This is a genomic window from Stenotrophomonas sp. YJH_SMC_21 (assembly GCF_059369555.1).
In genome coordinates this window covers 102,682-119,106 of record NZ_JCAFSU010000006.1, presented here as the reverse complement: position 1 = coordinate 119,106, position 16,425 = coordinate 102,682, and the positions used below count along the sequence as shown (strand labels likewise).

15 protein-coding genes, 6 tRNA genes and 1 other RNA gene are annotated in these 16,425 nt (G+C 66.6%); 6 read left to right on the top strand and 16 right to left on the bottom strand.

Annotated features, from left to right (window positions below):
• Positions 1-340: 340 nt before the first annotated feature.
• Positions 341-658, bottom strand: a complete 318-nt coding sequence (locus AC5P67_RS10810; RefSeq protein WP_005408286.1) for a DMT family transporter — start codon at positions 656-658, stop codon at positions 341-343.
• A 300-nt stretch (positions 659-958) separates the two neighbouring features.
• Here AC5P67_RS10810 and ffs point away from each other — a divergent pair.
• Positions 959-1,055: signal recognition particle sRNA small type (gene ffs / locus AC5P67_RS10805), an RNA gene on the top strand.
• 78 nt (positions 1,056-1,133) lie between these two features.
• Here the strand turns inward: ffs and AC5P67_RS10800 are convergent.
• Genes AC5P67_RS10800 through AC5P67_RS10790 form a run of 3 tightly spaced genes read right to left on the bottom strand, consistent with a single transcriptional unit; the run spans position 1,134 to position 3,036 of the window.
• Positions 1,134-1,523: a nuclear transport factor 2 family protein gene (locus AC5P67_RS10800; RefSeq protein WP_012479276.1), complete on the bottom strand. Its 390-nt coding sequence runs from the start codon at positions 1,521-1,523 to the stop codon at positions 1,134-1,136.
• Positions 1,520-2,287: an MBL fold metallo-hydrolase gene (locus tag AC5P67_RS10795; protein ID WP_005408284.1), complete on the bottom strand. Its 768-nt coding sequence runs from the start codon at positions 2,285-2,287 to the stop codon at positions 1,520-1,522. Before AC5P67_RS10795 ends, AC5P67_RS10800 begins: the two co-directional genes overlap by 4 nt.
• Positions 2,287-3,036, bottom strand: a complete 750-nt coding sequence (locus AC5P67_RS10790) for a 3-deoxy-D-manno-octulosonic acid kinase (RefSeq protein WP_012479275.1) — start codon at positions 3,034-3,036, stop codon at positions 2,287-2,289. Before AC5P67_RS10790 ends, AC5P67_RS10795 begins: the two co-directional genes overlap by 1 nt.
• Before the next feature lie 20 nt (positions 3,037-3,056).
• Here AC5P67_RS10790 and AC5P67_RS10785 point away from each other — a divergent pair, with 20 nt between their 5' ends.
• Positions 3,057-4,103, top strand: a complete 1,047-nt coding sequence (locus AC5P67_RS10785; protein ID WP_495214674.1) for a glycosyltransferase family 9 protein — start codon at positions 3,057-3,059, stop codon at positions 4,101-4,103.
• Positions 4,104-4,181: 78 nt separating this feature from the next.
• On the opposite strand, the gene AC5P67_RS10780 is transcribed toward AC5P67_RS10785, so the two are convergent.
• Positions 4,182-4,586 (bottom strand): DUF6165 family protein, encoded by a 405-nt coding sequence (locus tag AC5P67_RS10780; protein ID WP_005408281.1) that lies wholly within the window; start codon positions 4,584-4,586, stop codon positions 4,182-4,184.
• A 291-nt stretch (positions 4,587-4,877) separates the two neighbouring features.
• On the opposite strand from AC5P67_RS10780, the gene AC5P67_RS10775 reads away from it, so the two are divergent.
• Positions 4,878-7,889, top strand: coding sequence for an autotransporter outer membrane beta-barrel domain-containing protein (locus tag AC5P67_RS10775; RefSeq protein WP_099474419.1), 3,012 nt, complete (start codon positions 4,878-4,880; stop codon positions 7,887-7,889).
• Positions 7,890-8,241: 352 nt separating this feature from the next.
• On the opposite strand, the gene AC5P67_RS10770 is transcribed toward AC5P67_RS10775, so the two are convergent.
• Positions 8,242-8,332, bottom strand: a tRNA-Ser gene (locus AC5P67_RS10770).
• Positions 8,333-8,497: 165 nt separating this feature from the next.
• Here AC5P67_RS10770 and AC5P67_RS10765 point away from each other — a divergent pair.
• Positions 8,498-9,202, top strand: coding sequence for a PP2C family protein-serine/threonine phosphatase (locus AC5P67_RS10765; RefSeq protein ID WP_005408277.1), 705 nt, complete (start codon positions 8,498-8,500; stop codon positions 9,200-9,202).
• 111 nt (positions 9,203-9,313) lie between these two features.
• Here the strand turns inward: AC5P67_RS10765 and dnaQ are convergent, their stop codons facing one another.
• Genes dnaQ through AC5P67_RS10750 form a run of 3 tightly spaced genes read right to left on the bottom strand, consistent with a single transcriptional unit; the run spans position 9,314 to position 11,160 of the window.
• On the bottom strand, positions 9,314-10,045 hold the full coding sequence (gene dnaQ / locus AC5P67_RS10760) for a DNA polymerase III subunit epsilon (protein WP_005408276.1): 732 nt from the start codon (positions 10,043-10,045) through the stop codon (positions 9,314-9,316).
• Between the two features lie 4 nt (positions 10,046-10,049).
• A complete protein-coding gene (rnhA, locus tag AC5P67_RS10755) occupies positions 10,050-10,502 on the bottom strand; it encodes a ribonuclease HI (RefSeq protein ID WP_004154603.1) in 453 nt (150 codons plus the stop codon).
• Between the two features lie 13 nt (positions 10,503-10,515).
• A complete protein-coding gene (locus AC5P67_RS10750; RefSeq protein ID WP_106550101.1) occupies positions 10,516-11,160 on the bottom strand; it encodes a class I SAM-dependent methyltransferase in 645 nt (214 codons plus the stop codon).
• Positions 11,161-11,171: 11 nt separating this feature from the next.
• Between AC5P67_RS10750 and gloB the strand changes: the two genes are divergently transcribed.
• Complete coding sequence (gene gloB, locus AC5P67_RS10745; protein ID WP_106550100.1) at positions 11,172-11,936, top strand: hydroxyacylglutathione hydrolase; 765 nt, start codon at positions 11,172-11,174, stop codon at positions 11,934-11,936.
• Positions 11,933-13,132: a lytic transglycosylase domain-containing protein gene (locus AC5P67_RS10740; protein ID WP_111189437.1), complete on the top strand. Its 1,200-nt coding sequence runs from the start codon at positions 11,933-11,935 to the stop codon at positions 13,130-13,132. The genes gloB and AC5P67_RS10740 overlap by 4 nt, the downstream gene beginning before the upstream one ends.
• 183 nt (positions 13,133-13,315) lie before the next feature.
• Here the strand turns inward: AC5P67_RS10740 and AC5P67_RS10735 are convergent, their stop codons facing one another.
• The 7 genes from AC5P67_RS10735 to AC5P67_RS10705 all read right to left on the bottom strand — a co-directional run bounded on the left by AC5P67_RS10735 (position 13,316) and on the right by AC5P67_RS10705 (position 16,385).
• Positions 13,316-15,271 (bottom strand): peptidyl-prolyl cis-trans isomerase, encoded by a 1,956-nt coding sequence (locus AC5P67_RS10735; RefSeq protein ID WP_414487327.1) that lies wholly within the window; start codon positions 15,269-15,271, stop codon positions 13,316-13,318.
• 146 nt (positions 15,272-15,417) lie between these two features.
• Positions 15,418-15,494, bottom strand: a tRNA-Asp gene (locus tag AC5P67_RS10730).
• A 106-nt stretch (positions 15,495-15,600) separates the two neighbouring features.
• Positions 15,601-15,677 (bottom strand) — tRNA-Asp (locus AC5P67_RS10725).
• 85 nt (positions 15,678-15,762) lie between these two features.
• Positions 15,763-15,839, bottom strand: a tRNA-Asp gene (locus AC5P67_RS10720).
• An 84-nt stretch (positions 15,840-15,923) separates the two neighbouring features.
• A tRNA-Asp gene (locus tag AC5P67_RS10715) sits at positions 15,924-16,000 on the bottom strand.
• A gap of 26 nt (positions 16,001-16,026) precedes the next feature.
• Positions 16,027-16,101, bottom strand: a tRNA-Val gene (locus AC5P67_RS10710).
• A gap of 11 nt (positions 16,102-16,112) precedes the next feature.
• A complete protein-coding gene (locus tag AC5P67_RS10705; RefSeq protein ID WP_005408270.1) occupies positions 16,113-16,385 on the bottom strand; it encodes an HU family DNA-binding protein in 273 nt (90 codons plus the stop codon).
• Between the last annotated feature and the right edge of the window lie 40 nt (positions 16,386-16,425).

Below are 16,425 nucleotides of genomic sequence, written 5' to 3'. Positions count from 1 at the left end.
AGACCGGATGGCACAGCTGGCAGGTTTTTTGGAGACAATGCGGCCCACCCCGGCTCCCGATACGGAAACAAGGCTTGAAGGCATTAACTCCTGAAAATCTTCACATCTTCACGCCGTCGCACCCGGTGACAGGTACGACAGCGTGTCCCTCAAGGCGAAAACTCCCCGGTTTCGCCCGACGAATGGCGGCACTGTGCGACCGTCGGTGCCAGCGGCATGTGAATCACGCTCGTTATTTTCATGACGTACGTCAAATAAAACGGGCGGACAAAATGGTCTTGCCGAAAATGCATATACCTGCTGGAAGCGGAGATTCCTTTCCCCGCCATAAGTAAATCATTCAGCTGCTCGAGAGTTTCATCAGCACCAGGCCGGAAACGATCAGCACCGCTGCACCGATCCGCATCGGGCTGACCTGCTCGCCGAGGAACACGATGCCAACCACGAACGCACCGACCGCGCCGATGCCGGTCCAGATCGTATAGGCGGTGCCCAGCGGCAGGCTGCGCATGGCCACCGCCAGCAACCAGAAGCTGGCGATCATGCCGACGATCGTGACCACGGTGGGGGTGAGCTTGGTGAAGCCTTCGGACTGCTTCATGGACACGGCCCAGACGATTTCCAGCAGGCCGGCGAACAACAGATAGATCCAGGCCATGACGGCCCTCCTCTTGGTAGGGCCAGGCCGTCCTGGTCTTTGATTCCCGATGTGGGGGAGGCCGTTCCTCCTGGCCGGCATTCTAGCAACGGCGGGTGGCCCGGGCCGCCACGGGCGGGAACGGGTTACAGCGGATTCAGCGCGTGAAGCTGGCGTCGATGCACCTGCCTGCGCTAGACTACGCGTCTGCCATCGGCCAGCCGATGCGCAGTCCGGCTGTGGTCTCTGGCGCATCGCGCGCTGCTTCCCCTGGTCCGTGAACTGGCTGCCCTCCGGGCGGCCGACGTCTCTATGGTGGCCCCGTCGGCCCCTCGCGACGCTAGGTCGAAAACCCCGCCAGGGCCGGAAGGCAGCAACGGTATCGATCGACGCGGGCGCCGAGGTCAGCCGGCGGGGCCATCGCCTTTTCCGGCGACGCCCCGCCCCTGGCAGGTGCCACCCCTGGTTGGCGCCCTTCGCCGGACATGGCCCGGTCCTACCGTGCCTCGGGCGTGCCCTGGTGGAACAGCATGCGCCATCCATCCCCGTGCCGGCGCCACAGCGAGCTGCGCAGCACCCAGCCTTGCGGCTGGCCGTCGAGGTAATGGCGGCTGCGATAACGCACCTGGGCCAGACCGTCGGCCAACAACCACACCGCGTACTGTTCCGATTCGATCAGCACCTGCGCGCGCTCCAACGGGATCTCCTGCAAGGCTGCATCACGGCCGTAGCATTGCCCGGAACTGCCGATCTCGCTGAAATCCTCGTCCAGCAATGCGTCAAGGCGCTCAGGATCGGCCCGCACCGCAGGCGCATGCAGCGCGCGCTCCAGCACCTCCAGTCCGGCGGCCAGCGCCGCGTCGGCGGGCAGGCCGGCACCGCTCACGGCGGATCCTGCGCCAGCACGTGCGGTGCAGTCGGGGTTGCCAGCGGCACGCACTGCCCCGGCTGCGCCACGCGGTGGCCGCGCGCGGCCAGCGCCACACCATCAGCCACGCTGGCGTAGTGGTAGAGCATCATCCGCGCCTGCAGTTCCGCGCTGTACTCGCGCTCCAGGTCGTCCACACCGGTATGCGACGGATTGCCGTGCAGGCCGCAGTCGTGGGCGATCAGTTCGTTGTCATTGGCGAAGCGGGCCAGCATCTCCGGAATCGGCCGGGTATCACCACTCCAGGTCAGCGCGCCCTGCAGGCGCAGGCCGTAGGCCGTCTCCGGCCAGTGGTGGCGTACCGGGAATACTTCCAGGCGCACGCCCTCGTGCCAGAACGCCTCGCCCACCACGATCAACTGGAACGCATCCCAGAAGTTGGCACCGCCCTCGGCCAGCACGTTCGGGTAGTCACCGATGCGCTTGTGCAGCAGCGGCACCACGGTGGCAGGCACATACAGGCGCACCTTGCCGCGGCGCTGCGTGCTGAAGAAGGTATCGACGAACAGCCGCTCGAAACCGGCCACGTGATCCAGGTGCACATGGGTGACGAACAGTGCCTGCGGCATGTGCCCGTAGTGCGCCTTGAACGCGGTCAGGCCTTCGCCGCCGCAGTCGATCGTCAGCCATGGCCGCCCGTCCCGCTCGATCACCGACATCGGCGACCCCAGCTCGACCGCCGAGGCGTTGCCGACGCCGAGGAAACGCAACGACCAGCCCATCAGGTGCCCCGGTTCCAGGCCATGTCATAGGCGCGCCTCAGCCGCGCGTAGTCCTTCTGCACGTCCTCCACGCTGCGCTCGCCGCGCAGCTTGATCAGCGAGCGCAGCAGGCGCTTGAGGTTGCGTTCGCGCCAGGCGGTGGCCGGAATGCGGATCACCCCGCGGTCGAAGTCGATCAGCCAGCCATGGCCGTTGCCATCGAACAGGATGTTGTGCGCGTTGAGGTCGGCATGGTCCAGGCCGGCACGGTGAAAGCGGGCGATCAGCCGCCCGGTCTCTTCCCAGGGCGCGCCCCGTCCGGCGACCAGCGCACGGTCGGCCAGCGAGCGCACGCCCTCGATCCGCTCCATCAGGATTGCCGCCCGGTAGCGCAGGCCTTCGCGCATGTAGTACGCGGCGATCGGCCGGGGCACCGGCAGCTTCTTCTCGCGCAGGGCGCGCATCAGGCGGAATTCGGCAAAGCTCCGGGTCCGGTCCGAGCCACGCCAGAGGTACTGGTCATGGCTGATCTTCGCTGCCAGGCCGCCGCGCAGGTAGTGGCGCAGCACGCTGGCGCCGAACGGCGCATCGATGAACCAGGCGCTGCCGCGGCCGCCCTCGCCGACCGGCCGGGCCTTGCTTCCCCAGTGCTGGGGCGAGAACAGGCCAACCTCGGCTTGCCGCAGCCGCTCGCGGTCGAACAGAATGGCCCCGATGCCGCGACCCTCGCGGCATGGCGTCAGCGCTTCATTGGCGTCGAATGCGACCATTTCATTGAGTCTAACAACACATGGCATCAGCGTCCTCCTCCTTGTGCCTCCTGCGCCTGTCCGCACTCGGCGATGTCACCCACGTGGTGCCCCTGGTGCGCACCCTGCAGGCTGCGCGCCCGGACACGCCGATCCACTGGATCATCGACAAGGTCGGCCACAAACTGCTCGATGGCCTGCCCGGCGTCACCTTCCACGCCTACGACAAGAAGAGCGGCATGGCAGGGGTCAAGGAGCTGCGCAAACAGCTGCCACCGGGGCGTTTTGAAGCGCTGCTGCAGATGCAGGTGGCGTTCCGCGCCAACCTGCTGTCGGCGTTCATTCCCGCCGAGCGACGCATCGGCTACGACCGCAGCCGTTCCAAGGACCTGCACGGGCTCTTCATCAACGAGCGCATTCCCGACCGCCCCGGCGTCCATGTGCTGGATGCCATCGGCAGCTTCTGCGAGCCGCTGGGCCTGCGCCAGACCGAGGTCAGCTGGGACCTAGCCGTGCCCCAGTCCGCATATGACTGGGCCGCTGCGCAATGGCAGGACGATGGGCGCCCGGTGCTGATGATCTCGCCCTGTTCCAGCCACGTGCGCCGCAACTGGTATGCAGACCGCTATGCAGCCGTGGCCAACCACGCCGCGCAGCGTGGTTGGCAGGTGGTGCTGTGCGGTGGCCGCAGCGAACTGGAGCGCAGCATGGCCGATGCCATCCAGGCGCAGCTGCAGACTCCCGCACTGGACCTGGTCGGCAAGGACACGCTCAAGCAGCTGCCGGCCCTGCTGGCCCGCGCCAACCTGGTGATGACCCCGGACTCGGGCCCGATGCACATTGCCAACGCGATGGGTGCCAAGGTGCTGGGCCTGCATGCGGCCAGCAACCCGAACCGCAGCGGCCCGTACTCGGACCGCCGCTACTGCGTGGACCGCTACGACGATGCCGCGCGCAAGTACCTGGCCAAGCAGGCCGCCGATCTGAAATGGGGCACCAAGATCGAGTTCGACGATGTGATGGAACTGATCACTGTCGAAGACGGCATTGCGGCTTTCGAGCGCTACGTGGCCGATCATCTGGGGTGATTGGCCGGCCGAACGTTGGCCTGCGCCCTGCGGTTTCATCCACGCGTGGCGTGGACCTCCCCCTTTTGGCCGCCGGGATTACGCGCGCTGCGCGTAATCCTGGTAGGACTTCTCTTCCACGTACGCCGAGCCCAGCGCCAGGTTGATCGCCTTCTTGATGCGCGCACGCTCGTCGTTGCGCAGGTAGACGCTGCGCGCCAGGTCGACGAAGCCCTGGTCGAACGCCTGCGCCTTTTCCTTCAGGCGGATGTCGTCCTCGATGTCCCACAGCTGCTCGTTGACCGCCTTCAGCTCGGCACGCAGCTTGGCGATGTCCTTCACCGCCGCCGGGTGCGCCATCCAGGTCTGCTCCAGCGCCGACAGCTCCCTGCGCACGTTGGCCAGCTTGCCCTCGTCGCTGATGCGCTCGGACTTGATCTGCAGGATCGAGATCTTGTCCAGCAGCTCGCCGAAGGACACGGGGACAAGGATTTCAGCGCTCATGGGGGAAGGCTCCAGCAGGTGATGCATACATGGTAACCCGCGCGGCGCAAACGCTGCGCCCCGTCGCCTGCAGGGTCAGCCGAGCGCGATGACTGGGGGAGATCCCCCCGCAGCTGCGTTAGCGGTCTGGAGAGGCGGCCTGTCGCCCTCCTCGCCCGGCCAGTCCAACGGCCGAGCGCGCGCGACCCGCCCTGCCCAGGCTGCAACGTGTTGAAACCACGCCGCATCAGCGTGTTCATGCAGCGAAAAAGGGGCGGCAACCGCACTTCACTCCTTTCCGTGGAACTCCGCATGCATCGATATCCCGCCCTCCCCACCCGTCGCGCCACCGTCCTCGGCAGTGCCCTTGTTGCACTTCTCGGCATCGCTGCCGCGCCGCAGGCCCATGCCAGTGCCTTCCATGTGAATGGAGACACGCTCTACTACACCGGCAACGTGCTGGCGACCGATCCGCAGACGCTGGAGGCCTACATCCTGGCCGCGCAGGCCCGTGGTACGCCGCTGCGCCAGGTGGTGTTCCGCAACTCGCCGGGCGGGGCCGCCTCCGGTGGCGTGGGCATGGGCGCCATCATCCGCCAGCATGGGCTGGATACCGTGCTGGACGGCGGCTGCTACTCGGCCTGCGCCGACGCCTTCGTTGCCGGCGTGAAGCGCAAGGTCACGCAGTTCGGCCTGCTGCCAGCGCACGGCAACTACACGGAGACGGTGCTGGGCATCCATGGCGAATCCGGCCCGAACGGCCCTACCCCGTACCCGGGGCAGGACAAGTACATCAAGTACTACCGGGACATGTTCGGCCCGACCGACTTCGCGGTCATCGAAGCGCGCATCGTCCAGGCGCACTATGAACTGACCCAGCAGTCGGGCTTCCTGCGCTACTTCGACCCGAACGTGGCGGCCGTGGCCACGCGCTTCTGCCCGACCCGCGACCAGAGCGCGGCAGGCAACTGCACCGCGTATCCCGGTGTCACCTTCTACAGTGATCGCGTCGTTACCGAAGCCGGTTACGTCCAGCCCGGCGACGTGCTCTCCATCGACAAGGACGTGAGCGGAGACCTCAATCCGAACCTGGCCGTGCGCGGCCGTTACACCAATGCACTGGCCAACCTGCGCTACTTCCAGCAATCGGCCCCGGACATCCGGCTGGACGACGCCTTCGGCGTGATCCGCATCGGCAAGGGCGGCGTCTGGTCGCTGGATTCCGCCTCAGCCGCGCAGTATGTAGTGGCCGATGGTGGCACGCTGCGCCTGCAGCAGAATGGCTGGATCCACCACGCCGAAGCCATCGGCGCCCGCAATGGCGGACGCATCGAACTGCAGCAGGGCGCACTGCGCAGCCTGACCGTGATCGAACGCGGCGGCGTGCTGACCGGCAACGGCTCATTGAACGCCACGATCGACATCAACGACGGCGGCACGCTCGCACCGTCCGGCATCGTCATGCGCCCCTACTCGCTGGAAGCACTCGCACCCGGTGGCGACGACGTGTTCACCAGCGAGCGCTTCCGGATCGGCAAGGGCCGCTACATCAACCTCAAGGACGGCGCGAACCTGGCCTTCCAGGTCGACAGCCAGCGCACCGCGCCGGCACTCACGCTGGAAGAAGCCCGCTACTTCCTGGTCGATGAAGACCCGCAGGCGGGTGACTACAACCTGTTCGGCAACATCAACCGCGCCGTGCTGAGCATTGCCCCCAGCGCCAGGCTGACACTGGACGTCAAGCAGGCGTTCTTCCCGGCCGGGCAGCAGAACCACCTGGTCGGGACCCAGGTGGATGCCAGCGCCCTGCAGCTGCCCGTCGCCCCCTGCGGCCCGTCGAACGGTGAGTACGCTGGCCTGTGGTGCCGCACCGCTACGCCCGACACCCTGACCCGCGCAGCGCCGGTGTCGGACTTCATCGAAGGGCGCTTCCAGTACGTCGAGCGTAGTGGCGAGGCCGGCAGCGCGGTGGACCTCACCGCGCCCGGCGCGGTATTCCGCCCCCGCCACAATTCACTGCTCAGCTTCGCGGTCAACCAGACCGGCAGCGGCATCTGGTTGACCGCCAATCCCTCCTTCGACGACACCCGGCTGTTCGGCAATGCGCAATCCGGCGACGGCCTGGGCATTGCGCTGCAGCAGGCGGCCGCACAACGCACGCCGTCGATGAGCGGACTGCTCGGCGCCCTGCAGTTTGCTGACCGCGATGACATCACGCGCCAGGCGGGATCGCTGCGCGGTGACGCGCATGCCAGCCTGCGCCTGGCCGACAACGCATTGATCGGCAGCATCGGCAATGTCGTGCAGCAGCATCAGGCCGCTTCGCGCAGCGGTGGCGATGCCGATGGCCTGGCGGCACAGGCCGCGCAGGCGGCCTCGACGCAATCGGCGATGACCGGCAATCGCCTGTTCAACCAGCTGGCGATGCACCTGGTCGCACCGGCAGATGCGGGCAGTGATGCGGGCGACGCCGGACGCAACCGCAGCTTCTGGGCGCGGGGGTTCGGCAGCCACGGCCGGATCGACGCTGACGGTGGCGTCGCCGGCCTGAGCCACACCATCGGCGGCATCGCGCTTGGTGCCGATACCCGCCTGGCAGACGACCGTGTGACACTGGGCGTGAGCCTTGCCGCGGCCGACATGTCGACCCGGTCCAGCGAAGGTGCAGGATTCAGCGGTGATGTCCGCGCGCTGGATATCGGCGGCTACGTGGACGCGCTCTATTCGCGCGGCTACCTGTCCGCCGCCGTCCGCTACACCGATCTTCGCCACGACACCCGTCGCAGCATCGAGGGCATTGAAGGCCTGCAGGGACCGCTACGTGCGAAGTACAGCAACGACGCGATTTCCGCACGCGTGGAGCATGCGTTCTCGTTCACCACCGGCAACGGCGTGGTGATCCAGCCGCTGCTGCCGGTGATCGACTACACGCGCACCTCGGCCACGCGGTTCAATGAAGGCCAGGACGCGGCCGCACTGGTCGGCCGCAGTGGCAGCCTGGAGAGCATCCGGGTGGGCGCTGGCCTGCAGTTGTTCAAGACCTTCGACGGCAACAACGGCGAGCGCATCACCCCCCGTGCCCGCGTGGTCTGGCAGAAGGAGCTGGGCGATACCCAGGCCCGCTACAGCAACGGCTTCGCCGCCGCCCCGGACCTGCTGTTCAGTGCCAGCAGCCAGCCCGTCGGTGAGCAGGTCCTGGCCTGGAACCTGGGCGTGACCAGCCGTGCCAGCAAGCGCCTGTCGGTGATGGTTGATTACGTGGGCGAACGGCGCGACGGCCAGACCCAGAACGGCATACAGCTGGGGCTGGGCTACACGTTCTGAGCACACGCCATTCGCACAGGGCATCGGTCCCCGCCCTGTGCGAATGACCTTGCCTTCCACGCCGTGCGTGAATCCACACCCCATGTGGATGGCCGTCCCTCCCACGCCACGCATGGATGGCCTTCCCGGTAGATCCACGCCACGCGTGGATTGCCCACAGGCGTGACATGGAATCGTCGGGTGGAACAAGCCCCTCTGTTGAGGGGCTGCCCCGACAGGGGCGGGGAGAGGCAGGCAAGGGGAGGGGCCCACGCGTTGCCACGCAACGTGTGGGGCGACGCGCGAAACGCGCGTCGTGTCCCGCGCCAGATAAAAGAAAAGGGCTGCCTTTCGGCAGCCCTTTTCTTTTATCTGGCGGAGAGGGGGGGATTCGAACCCCCGAGGCGCTATAAACGCCTGCCTGATTTCGAGTCAGGTACATTCAACCACTCTGCCACCTCTCCGGGTGGTCCCCGGCGGACCGGGGACGCGCATCATACGAGGAAGTGAGGCCGACGACAAGTGATTCCGGCCAACGAAGTGAAAATTTCCTGGACGCATGCCTTGCCGGATGCCTGCGGCCACCCGATGATGCCTGTCTCCCCCGGCAATACCCCGCCCTGCCCACCATGATCGAATTCGGACACCTCACCCACCCCGGCATGCGCCGCGAGCTCAACGAGGACACCTACTACGGTGACAGCGAGCTGGCCCTGTGGCTGGTGGCCGACGGCATGGGCGGGCATGCCTGCGGCGAAGTGGCCAGTGCACTGGCGCGCGAAACCATCGTGCGCGAAATCCGCCGCGGCGCACCGCTGGCACAAGCCATCCGCACTGCCGACGAAGAGATCATCCGCGCCTCGCGCCGGCGCAACGACACGTTGCCGATGGGCACCACCGTGGTCGCCGCGCGTGTGCAGGGCAACCGCTATGAAGTGGCCTGGGTCGGCGACAGCCGCGCCTACCTGTGGCGCGACGGCCAGCTGGCGCAGCTCAGCCAGGACCACAGCGTGGTGCAGGAACTGGTCGCACAGGGCAACCTGACCGCCGAGCAGGCCCGCGCGCATCCGCACCGCAACGTGGTCACCCAGGCACTGGGCGTGACTGATCCGGCCCACCTGAACGTGGCTACGACCAGCGGTGAGCTGCGCCCGGGCATGCAGCTGCTGCTGTGCAGTGACGGTCTCACCGAGGAAGTGGATGACCGCGGCATCGCCCGCACCCTGGCATTCGAAGATGCCAGCGCGCAGGAATGCGTGGATACGCTGGTCGCCGCCGCACTCGACGGCGGTGGCCGCGACAACATCAGCGTGATCCTGGTGCGCTGCCATTAACCGGTAGAGCCACGCCGTGCGTGGAGGCGGTAGTGCCGGCCGCTGGCCGGCTCACCCGGGGAACCTCGTATCAGGACGATGCCGGCCAGCGGCCGGCACTACCTCGATGTATTACGCGCTGGCGGGCTCTTCCACCTTCGGGCCATCCCACAGTGCGTGGCCGGCCTTCTTGCGCAGCCGTTCCAGCCGCGCAGCGTGCGCTTCCAATTCCGACGGCGTAGCCACCACGCGCGGACGCGGCAGCAGCTTGCTGGTATCGAAAGCCTGCAACGCCGCGCCGGCACCGCCGCCGTCGTCATCGCCCAGGCCGAAGCCGATCTCTTCCTGGCCCGAGGTCAGTGCGATATAGACATCGCCAAGGATCTGCGCATCGAGCAGGCCGCCGTGCAGCGCACGGTGCGAATTGTCCACGCCCAGCCGCTTGCACAGCGCATCCAGCGAGTTGCGCTGGCCCGGGAAGCGCTCGCGCGCCATCGCGAGGGTATCGATCACCGTACAGCGGTCGGCGATCTTTCCGTACTGCGGCCCCAGCAGCGACAACTCGTTGTCGAGGAAGCCGAGGTCGAACGCCGCGTTGTGGATGATCAGCTCGGCGCCATCGATGAACGCCAGGAACTCATCGGCAATCTGCGCGAATTCAGGCTTGTCATCGAGGAACTCCAGGGTCAGGCCGGTGACTTCCTGCGCGCCCTGTTCGAACTCGCAGTCCGGCTTGATGTACTGGTGGTAGTTGTTGCCGGTCGGGCGGCGCTTGAACAGCTCCACGCAGCCGATTTCGACGATGCGGTTGCCCTTCTTCCACTCCAGGCCGGTGGTTTCGGTATCGAGGATGATCTGACGCATGGGCTCAGTTTACCGGGCTGGAGTCGCGGACCTGGATCGCCGCGTTGCGGGCCAGGGTATCCACCCGCTCATTGTCCGGGTCGCCGGAGTGCCCCTTCACCCAGCGCCAGTCGATCTGGTGCCGCAGCGTGGCCGCGTGCAGGCGCTCCCACAGCTCGCGGTTCTTCACCGGATCACCGCCGGCAGTCTTCCAGTTCTTGCGGATCCAGCCGGGCATCCACTGGGTCAGGCCCTGCCGCACGTACTGCGAGTCGGTGTAGAGCACGATGTTGCACGGCTCGGTCAGCGTCTCCAGCCCGGAAATGGCCGCCATCAGCTCCATCCGGTTGTTGGTGGTGTGCGCCTCACCGCCACTGAGCTCGCGCTCGTGGCCCTTGTAGCGCAGCAACGCGGCCCAGCCGCCGGGGCCGGGATTGCCGAGGCAGGATCCGTCGGTGTGGATTTCGATGGTTTTCAATACAGCTCCAGAATCAGGTAGCAACGGTGCCGTGCCAGCGCACCGGCAACGGTTTCGGCCCGGGCAGGGCCAGCGTGCGTTTTTCCGCATGGAACAGGCAGGCCGCGCGCAATGGCGCCCAGCCCCCCGCACGACGGCTGCCGGCACCGCGCCAGAGCGGGCCGAGGTAGCGCATATCGTCGCACTCCAGGCCATGGCGGCCGAGCAGCAGGCGGATCCGCTGTGGCGTACGCACCACCAGCCCATGCTGCCGCCAGTGCGTGCGGTACGGGCTGAACGGGTTGAGGCTGCTCAGCCACAAATGCCCGCCCGGCATCAGTACGCGCTCGCACTCGTCGAGCAGCTGGTCGGCATCGCCTGTGGTGACATGCTGCAGCACGATCGCATTGACGCTCTCGTTGGCCAGGGGCAAGGGCAGCCCGCAGCGGGTATCGCCGTCATAGCCCGGCCCCTGCCGGTACAGGCGCAGGCCGCGCCCACCCAGCTGCGCATCCTCCAGCCAGGCCGCACTCGGTGCGATCCACAACCAGGGTTGCGCGGGCAGCACCGACAGCTGCGGAAGCAGCAACTGCCGTTCCAGAACGCGCAGGGCCGCCGCTGGCTCACTGTCGAACCACGGGGTCTGGCTCGCTTGACGGGTGCTCTGCAGCGCGGGCATGGTCCAATTCTATGCGACTGACTGCCCTGCCCGCATTTGCGGATAACTACATCTGGACGCTGATCGACGACGATGGTGCCGCCGTGGTCGTTGACCCCGGCGACGCCGCGCCGGTGCTCGCGCTGGCCGATCAGGGCCTGCGCGTGGATACGATCCTGCTCACCCACCACCACGACGACCACATCGGTGGCGTGCCTGCCCTGAAAGCGCGTTTTCCCGATGCGCGGGTGATCGCGCCTGTCGAAGAGCGCATTCCCACGGCGACCGAGCGGGTCGGCGAAGGTGAACGCGTTCAGGCACTGGGCCGGACGTTCCACGTACTATCCGTGCCCGGGCATACCCGCAGCCACATCGCGTTTCACACTGCTGAACATCTTTTCAGTGGAGATTCGTTGTTCAGCCTGGGCTGTGGACGTCTGTTCGAAGGTACGCCGTCCCAGCTGCTGGCATCGATGCGCAAGCTGGGTACCTTGCCCGCGCAACTGCTGCTTTGTTGCGCCCACGAGTACACCGTGTCAAATGCCGTCTTCGCGCGGCATGTCGACCCCGCCAACGCTGCCCTGTGGCAGCGCCAAGAGGAGGCTTTGGCCATGCGCCGCGATGACCGTTCCACCCTGCCGGTAACCCTGGCCAACGAATTCGACTGCAATCCCTTCCTGCGTGTGCACGCGGCGCCGATCCGTGCGTCGGTGTCGGCACACCTGGGCCGTGACGTCGTTGACGACGTCGACGTGATGGCCGGTCTCCGGCACTGGAAAGACGGCTTCCGCGCATGATGCGCCGAAGTCTGCCGCTGGCCCTGGGCCTTGCCCTGGGGCTGGCCGGAACCGCGGGCGCACAGTCGCTGGGCGCCGGCATCAGCCAGAACCTGACCGCTGCCGCGGCCCTGCCGCTGGACCCGTCCGCGCTGCCAGCGGCCTCGGTGCGCAATGGCCAGGAGATCTTCACCAGCTTCCGCGACGGCCTGGCCGAACCCAGCTGCGACGCCGAGGCCACCAGCCCGCGCTGGCAGAAGCAGTTCGCCCACGCCCCCTCGCGCCTGGCCAACCAGGATGACGATGCGCTGGTGCTGTTCGGCTACGTGGTCGAAGAGCTGCGCAAGGCCGACCTGCCCACCGAATTCGCGCTGATTCCCTTCGTGGAAAGCGGCTACCGGCCCAATGCCCGCAACGGCAGCGGCCCGACCGGCCTGTGGCAGTTCATCGCCACCACCGCGCGCAACCACCGCGTGCCGATGGCCAACGGCTATGACGGCCGCCTGTCGGCGGTCGATTCCACCCAGGCCGCAGTGCGTTACCTGAAGACCCTGCACGGCATGTTCGGCGGCGACTGGCGCCTGGCCACCATGGCCTACAACGCCGGCGAGTACCGCGTGCTGCAGTCCATGCGCAAGGCTGGCATGAACGCGCAGAACGCCAAGCCTTCGGCGTTGCCCGGCCTGTCGCCGGTCACCCATGCCTACGTCGAGAAGCTGCATGCCCTGGCGTGCGTGCTGGAAGACGTGGAAGACCAGCCCGGCGTGATGGCCTCGCTGGACCGCACCGTGCCGGTGCTGAAGGACCACACCCTGCCTGCGGGCACCAGCGTGCAGCAGTGGGCCGCACAGCGCGCCCTGGACCCGGCCAGGATCGCCCGCCTCAACCCGGCCCTGGCCTCCGGTGGCCGACCCTCGGGCACCACCCGCGTGCTGGCACCGGTCTCGGCCGCAAATGCGACGGTAACGGAGGCAGCGACCGCGCTGGTCGCCAGCGCCGCACCGGTGGCGGCCGCTGTACCCGCGCCGCAGGCCACCAGGACCGTCGCCGCGATCGCCGACCGCCCGCGCAGCCGCCGCCACACCGTGCGTGATGGCGAGTCGGCCTGGACCATCGCCCGCCGCTACGGCATGCCGGTGAAGGCCCTGCTGTCGCTGAACGGCCTGAGCGGCAGCAGCGTGCTGAAGCCTGGCGCGGTACTGCGCGTCGAGGACTGACGCGCAGGCCAGGCGCCTCCCCATGTAGAGCCGAGCCCATGCTCGGCTTTTTTCTTGCCTGCGACTTCTCGGCATTCATGGCAAGCCGAGCGTGGGCTCGGCTCTACAGTTCAATTTCCAGCAACGCTCCAACAAAAAAGGCCCGGCAATGCCGGGCCTTTCTCGTCCTGCCCGCCGCGAGGCTTACAGGTTCGCTTCGGTGGTCTGGATCACGAACTTCTTGCGCATCGCCTCAACGTAGGCCTTGGCCGCAGCCATGCCATCGATCTGGCTCAGCTGGTCCTTCAGCTGCTTCTGCTGCTCGGCGGTCACTTCCTTCACGTCGCCCGGGTTCACCTTGTTCACCGCGAACAGCAGCGCGTGGCCGTTGACGTCGACCTTGCCGTAGCTCGGCTTGCCATCGGCCGGCACCGGCGCACTGAAGATCGCGCGGTTGATTTCCGGGGTCGGCACCGGCTGGCTGCGCGGCAGGCCCGGCATCGGGCTCAGCTGCAGCTTCTCGCTGGCCGCCAGCGACTGCAGGGTGGCGCCCGCCTTCAGCTTGGCCAGCACGGCATCGGCCGCCTTGTCGCTGGCCTGGCGCTGGCGGTCGGCACGGATCGCGGCGATCACCTGCTCGCGGGCCTTGTCCAGCGGCATGGCCTGTTCCGGGGTGTGCGCGGCCACGCGGATGACCACACTGTGGTTGGTCGCGCCGCCCAGAGCGATCGGGTCGCTGGCGGTCCCGTCCTGCACCAGCACGTCGGAGAACGCGGCACGCAGCACGGCCGGGTCAGCGGCGATGCCACTGGCGGTGGCACGGGTGATCGGGCCCAGGGTCTGCAGCGGCAGGTTCACTTCCTTGGCCGCAGCAGCCAGATCGCTCGGGCTCTTGTTGATGGCGTCGACCAGACGGCCGGCCAGTTCGTTGAAGCCGCGCTCGCCGTCGGCCTTCAGCTGCTCGGCAGCCAGCGTGTCACGCACTTCCTCGAAGGACTTGCCCTGGCCGCCACGGACCGCAGCAACCTTGATGATGTGATAGCCGAACTCGGTCTTGACCGGACCAATCACGTCACCGGCCTTGGCAGCGAACAGCGCATCTTCGAACGGCTTGACCATCGCGCCGCGTTCGACCCAACCCAGGTCACCACCCTGGCCCTTCGAACCCGGGTCTTCCGAGTTGGCCTTGGCCAGTGCAGCGAAGTCGGCGCCGGCAGCCTTGGCTTCGGCGGCAATCTTGTTCGCCTTGGCTTCGGCACCGTCGCCGGTGATCAGGATATGCGAGGCCTGGCGCTGCTCCGGCGTGGTGAACTTCGCCTTCTCGTCTTCATAGCGCTTGCGCAGGGTGGCTTCGTCGGCGGCGGTCGGTGCCGGCAGGTTCGCACCATTGATCTCGACGTACTCGAGCGAAACGCTCTCGGCCTGGCGGAAGTCCTTGCCATGGCTGTCGTACCACTGCTTGATCTGCGCGTCGGTCACCGGCGCGGTATCGGCCGGCACTTCCGGCAATGCGGCGAGTTCGACATCGCGGGTCTCGCCCAGCAGCTTCAGCAGGCGCTCGGTCTCGGACTGGGTAACGAAGCCCGAGTTCTGCAGGCCCGACGGGATCACCGACTGCTGCAGGCTCTCACGCACCAGTTCCTGGAACTGGGTCGGCGTGCGCGGCGGATTGCCACCGGCAAGCGCCAGGCGGTAGTTGTTCTCGTTGAACTTGCCGTTCGAATCGAGGAAGGCCGGGATGGTGGCGATGTACTCGCGCACCGCGCCATCGCCGATCACGACACCGGCCTGCTCGCCGACCAGGCGCACGACCTGTTCGTCGATCAGCTGATCGAGCACGGCCAGCTTGTTTTCAGTGCTTTCAAACGCGCGCGGGTCGAAGTTCTCGCCCTGCTGCTGGCGCTCACGCATGCGCTCCTGCTCGAAGCGGGTGCGGAAATCCTGCGCGCTGATCTCATGGTGCTGCCACAGCATGCGCACCGGCCACCACGACGGTGCCGAACGCCACCAGGTCGGCGGCGCGGAAACCTTGGCCACGTTCTGTGCGCCAACGCCACCGAGGTAGCTGTTGTCGATCACGAACAGGAACGGAATCATCAGCAGCCCCAGGATCACGGTGACGATCCAGCCTGAGGTCTTGTCGCGGAGTTTCTGCAGCATGGTGAGGAATCACAAGGCCTGATTGGCGAGCCCGGCAGTGTAACCCGCTTCGTCGCAGGGACCAAAAGCAGCACCGGCGTGGCCTGCGCACCGCTTCCGACGGCACAAAGAAAAAGCCCCCGGCTTGCGCCGAGGGCTTTTAGAGTTGGCGGAGCGGACGGGACTCGAACCCGCGACCTCCGGCGTGACAGGCCAGCATTCTAACCAGCTGAACTACCGCTCCGCGCTGAAACTTTGCAGGCGCCCAGTATATCCGAAGACTCCCTGGAAACCCAGCCCGATGAACACTTTTTTCAAAGTTTTTTCACAGGGACTTAAGAATTCTGCAATGGCGGAGCGGACGGGACTCGAACCCGCGACCTCCGGCGTGACAGGCCAGCATTCTAACCAGCTGAACTACCGCTCCGTTCTTGCAAAACCTTTCGCCTTCTTCCCGAACCTTCCGGGGAGAAGACAAGGCCCCCGGCTTCAGGCCGGGTGCCTCGATGTAGTGGCGGAGCGGACGGGACTCGAACCCGCGACCTCCGGCGTGACAGGCCAGCATTCTAACCAGCTGAACTACCGCTCCGCATTGTTGCTTTTTTTGCTTTCCAGCCGGCCTGGACCGGGAAGAAAACAAAGCCTCCAGCTTTTGGCCGGAGGCCTCGTTGAATGGCGGAGCGGACGGGACTCGAACCCGCGACCTCCGGCGTGACAGGCCAGCATTCTAACCAGCTGAACTACCGCTCCACACTCAAACATTTACCGCGGTGCTGTGGTGGGTGCTGAGGGTTTCGAACCCCCGACCCTCTCCGTGTAAAGGAGACGCTCTACCGCTGAGCTAAGCACCCCAGCGAGCCGCTTAGTTTACAGCATCCTTCAGGGCCTTGCCAGCCTTGAACGACGGATTCTTCGAAGCAGCGATCTTGATGGTGTCGCCGGTCTTCGGGTTGCGGCCGGTGCGTGCAGCACGGTCGCGGACCTGGAAGGTACCGAAGCCAACCAGGGTGACCGCATCGCCGTCCTTCAGCGCCTTGGTGATGGCAGCAACGACGGCATCGACAGCGCGGCTGGACTCGGCCTTGGTCAGGTCGGCAGCTTCAGCAACGGCATCGATCAATTCGGTCTTGTTCATTCTCTACAACTCCTTTGGCGGTGGGTTCCGCTTATTCGAC